This is a genomic window from Mumia sp. zg.B17 (assembly GCF_019550915.1).
In the GTDB taxonomy this organism is placed as follows: domain Bacteria; phylum Actinomycetota; class Actinomycetes; order Propionibacteriales; family Nocardioidaceae; genus Mumia.
On sequence record NZ_JAHWCI010000016.1, the window covers coordinates 1 to 1,065 of the forward strand.

At 68.1% G+C, this 1,065-nt stretch carries 1 pseudogene; it reads right to left on the bottom strand.

Features of this window, described 5'->3' with window-relative positions:
* Window positions 1-1,021: pseudogene (locus tag KV097_RS18915) on the bottom strand (hypothetical protein); the annotation flags it as partial.
* Window positions 1,022-1,065: the final 44 nt, after the last annotated feature.

Sequence of the window (1,065 nt, forward strand, 5' to 3'; positions counted from 1 at the left end):
TCACCCCCGACACACCCGCCGTCGGACCCGTCGCCGACAACGTCCAGTCCGTCGCCTCAGCCGTCCCACCAGCGTCGTTCACCACGTCTTTCACCAAGGTCAAGGTGGGCTGCTGCGCAGTGTTCACAATCGTGCAGGTGACGTCGGCACCGTTGGCCAACGTGAGCGACGCCCCCTCCAACGTCCCTCCGGCCCCTTCACAGCTCCAGTCCCCTGCGTCATAGCCACCCGGACCGGCCTCGGTGAGCTCGTAGGTTCCGGCGTTCACCGCCGCGCCGCTCACCGCGGGTGACCCGGACGCACCAGAGATCGGCGTCGGCCCGTCGGCGGTCAGCGTCCAGTCCGCAGGCACGTCGGTGGCGCCAGTTGCCCCGGTCTCCACCTGCTTGCGCAACGTCAATGTGCCCGGCTGGTCGTCGTTGGTGATCGTGCAGGTCACGTCTGCGCCGTTGGGGACGGCCACGGTGGCACCGGTCACCGTCGCGCCGGTACAGGTCCAGTCCGAAGCGGCGTAACCGGCCGGCCCGTCAACCTCCGACAGGTCGTACTCACCCGCCTCCACCGTCGCACCGGTCACCGCGTCACTGCCGGTAGCACCACTGATCGGCGTCGGCCCGTCAGCAGACAGCGTCCACTCCGTCGCCACCGCCGACCCACCGTCATCGTTGACGACCTCCTTCACCAACGTCAACGTCGCCGGCTGATCGTCATTGGTGATCGTGCACGTCACGTCCCCACCGTTCGGAACCGTGACGGTGATTCCCTCAAGCTCTCCACCCGTACAGGTCCAATCACCGGGAACGTAACCACCCGGGCCTCCGGCCTCCGAGAGCTCGTAGCCTCCGGCGTCCACCGTCGCGCCAGTCACCGCCTCAGAACCGGTCGCACCAGTGATGAGCGTCGGCCCCTCGGCGGTCAGCGTCCAGTCGGTCGCCTCCGCCGTGCCGCCGTTGTCGTTGACCACGTCCTTGACCAGCGTCAACGTGCCCGGCTGATCGTCGTTGGTGATCGTGCAGGTCACGTCGCCACCGTTGGCGACCGAGACGGTCGCACCCTCGATCGTCG